The sequence below is a fragment of the Parvibaculum sp. genome, from assembly GCF_049672805.1.
Lineage (GTDB): Bacteria > Pseudomonadota > Alphaproteobacteria > Parvibaculales > Parvibaculaceae > Parvibaculum.
Genome location: NZ_JBATWS010000466.1, coordinates 1 through 3,064, shown reverse-complemented (window position 1 = coordinate 3,064; position 3,064 = coordinate 1). Strand labels below are relative to the sequence as shown.

The window sequence follows — 3,064 nt, the reverse complement described above, 5'->3', positions numbered from 1 at the left end:
CGACAGAACGGCGGAAAAACGCATCGGCTCAAGCCCTTCCACGGCAAGGCGCAGAATTCGGCGGGCGGGCGGCACATCCCGCATTGCCCGCAAGGCCGCACCGCCATTGAAAAGCAACTTCATCGCCGAAATCTCGAACCCGGGCCAGATGGCGGCAGGTGGCAGCGCGTCCCGGCCATCTATCGCGGCAAAGGCGGAGAGATAGTCCTGGCCCGCCCTTGGGTGCCCCGCCTCAAGCCGTGCAAGCTCCCGCAAGGCAAAGCCCGCAGGCCGCAGGCCTGAAGGACCCGCTTTTTCCAGAAGAACGCGCCAGAGATGCGGCGCATCCTCCGCATCGCACCAGAGTTCATAGCCGAGATCGCCCGTCGCACCGGTGCGGCTCACATAGACCGGCATTCCGGCGAGCAACACATTACCGCCTGCACCCGGTGCCAGCGCCTCGATGCCGTCGGCTCCGGCCAGTACGAGAGCAAGCGTCGAAAGCGGCCCCTGCACCGCAAGCCCCGCGAGCGCCGCACTCACATCTTCCACACGCATGCGGAAGCCTTCCGCACTGTCCATCAGCCAGGCGAGATGCGCTTCCTCCGTCACAAGACGGTATTCATCCTCGCCCACGCAGAAGAGCAGCCCGTCCCCCAGTACCATACCTGCGCTTTCGCAGAAGATGACGTGGCGTGCACGGTCCACACCCAGCGGCTTCATGCCGCCGGCGACAAGCCGGTCGAGATAGCGCAGCGCATCGCGCCCCGCGATGCGGTATTTCCGGAGCGGCGAAATATCCATCACCACCGCCGCGGCCCGCAGCGCGCGATATTCCTCATCCGCATTGCTCAGCACCTCCGGCACGGTGTAGCCGTTCCACTCCATCCAGCGGTTCGTGCGGCTTTCTGCGGCGACTTCCAGATGAAGCGGCGATGTCAGCACAGCGCGCGCGAACACCCCATCGGCAGGCACAGGCTCAAGCGGGGCGTGCGCAGCCTGTGCCCGCTCGCTCGTGCTTTCCGTTCGTTCCGTTTCCGCGAAGGCTTCTTCCGTCTGAAGAGGGATTTCCGGTGTCGTCATTTCCCCTCCCCGGCTTTCTCGGCGGCAAGCCAGCCCGGCAGGCAGGTCACACCGCCGCCCGGATGGCTGCCCGCGCCACAGAGATAAAGCCCTTTCACCGGCGTTTCATATCGCCCGAAGGCTGGCGACGGGCGGAAGCCGAGCAGCCTGTCGAGCCGTAAATCCCCCTGATGCCAGTCACCACCGGCCAGCCCATATTTCCGCTCGATATCAGGCGGCGTCAAAATCTCGCCTGCAATCATCGCATCGGCAATGCCGGGCGCATAGGTGTCGATGGTACGCACCACCTTCTGCACGAATATTTCGCGCCGCGCTTCCCAGCCGCCATCCACATCAAACGGCACATGATGCACGATGACAGAGAGAATATGCTGTCCCTCCGGCGCAAGCGAGCGATCGGCAATGCTCGGTACATGCAGCTCCATCATCGGCTCTGAGACGAAGCCGCCTTCGCGGCATACCATCGCCGCTTCATCCACCTCGCGCAGCGAGGGCGCGATGAGAAGCCGCGCGCCCTGAAACTCCGGCGCAAGCCCCGTGAAATGCGGTGCTGTTTCAAGCGCGAGATTGAGCTTTGCGAGCGTGCCCTTGGGCTTTGCGTGACGCAGTTCCATCGCCGGTTGCGTTTCGAGCCGGTCAGCCCCGAGAAGACCGAGCAGGGTCACGCGCGGATTGATACCGGAGATGACAAGCGGCGCGCGCAGCACCGTACCATCGGCAAGTTCCACACCTGCCGCTTCATTGCCCTCTACAAGAATACGCACAACGCGCGCGCCAAAGCGGAGTTCGCCGCCCTGCGATGCAATGGCTGCCGCAAGCGCATCGGCCAACGCGCCCGTGCCGCCGGAAATCTGCCGCAGCCCGCTCCCCTGCATGCGGATTGCTTCGCGCCATACCGCGCGGAAAGCGGTGCCCGGCGCATAGGGGCCTTCCGCACCCCCCTGAATGGCATCAAACGCCAGGGCGCCTTTCAGCAGAGGCGACGTAAACTCCGCATCAAGCCTGTCACCGATGCTTTCGGGCAACGTCTGCATCAGTGATTTGAGCGTGGCGCGACCGGAAAACTGCCCGCGCCAGACAAGGCGGCGGAAAAAGCGGCGCATCGCAGCCGGATCATTCATGTCAGGCGGCGTATCACCGAGCAGCGGCTCAATCAGCGCGGCCTGTGCGCGCAGAAGCGCGACATAATCACGATAGGCGTCCGCATCTTTCGGCAGGCGCGATCTGAATGCGGCAAATTGCTTGCGATTATTCGGCAGCAGCACATGGTTGCCGTCCCTGTCGAGCGCAACAGTCGGCACATCGCGCGCCGCATAGCGAAGCCCATGCCTGGCGAGTTTCAACCCGCGCTCGATACGGCGCGGCACTCCTTCGACGAGATGGGCGACAGCCGGTGCGGCATAGCCCGGCACAATCTGCGATGTAGCTGCCGCACCGCCCGGCATTTCCAGCGCCTCGAGCACCAACACCTTCCGGCCCTGCTGCGCAAGACGCGCCGCAGCGGCGAGGCCGTTATGGCCCGCGCCGATCACGATCGCATCGAAAGTGTTGCCCACGCGCAGCATCGCCTATCTCCTCCCCTTTATGTTGGAGAGAAGTTCAGCCGCCGCGTTGGCTCCCGGCGCGCCCATGATGAAGGGGCCGGGATGCGCGCTTGGCGAGCAGAGATAGAAGTTCTTGAGCGGTGTCGCCGCGCCGCCTTGCCCCGGAAAGGGCCGGTTGGCAAACATCTGGTCAAGCGTCGTCTCGCCATAGGCAAGATCACCGCCCGTGAGGCCGATCTCGTTTTCAATGTCGCCGGGCAGCAGCACCTCGCAAGCGAGAATGCGCGTCTCTATGCCGGGGCTTACTTCCGAAAGCCGCGTTGTCACGAGATCCCGCAGCGCATCGCGGCGATCCGCCGTCCATGCGCCGTCATGCAGTTCTTCCGGCACGAATTGCACCAGCGCGGAAAGCACGTGCTTGCCGGGCGGGGCGAGGCTCGGGTCGATGAGAGACGGGA

General features: G+C 64.4%; 3 protein-coding genes. All 3 read right to left on the bottom strand.

Going from position 1 to position 3,064, the window contains the following annotated elements; all coding sequences use genetic code 11:
- The coding region (locus WBF74_RS14435) for a hypothetical protein (RefSeq protein WP_424441147.1) at window positions 1–1,062 on the bottom strand (1,062 nt) is incomplete at its 3' end.
- Entirely contained in the window at window positions 1,059–2,627 is a 1,569-nt protein-coding gene (locus tag WBF74_RS14430) for a phytoene desaturase family protein (RefSeq protein ID WP_424441145.1), read from the bottom strand. The genes WBF74_RS14435 and WBF74_RS14430, both read right to left, overlap by 4 nt.
- 3 nt (window positions 2,628–2,630) lie before the next feature.
- Window positions 2,631–3,064 (bottom strand): phytoene desaturase family protein (locus WBF74_RS14425; protein ID WP_424441143.1); only part of this gene is annotated, 434 nt, incomplete at its 5' end.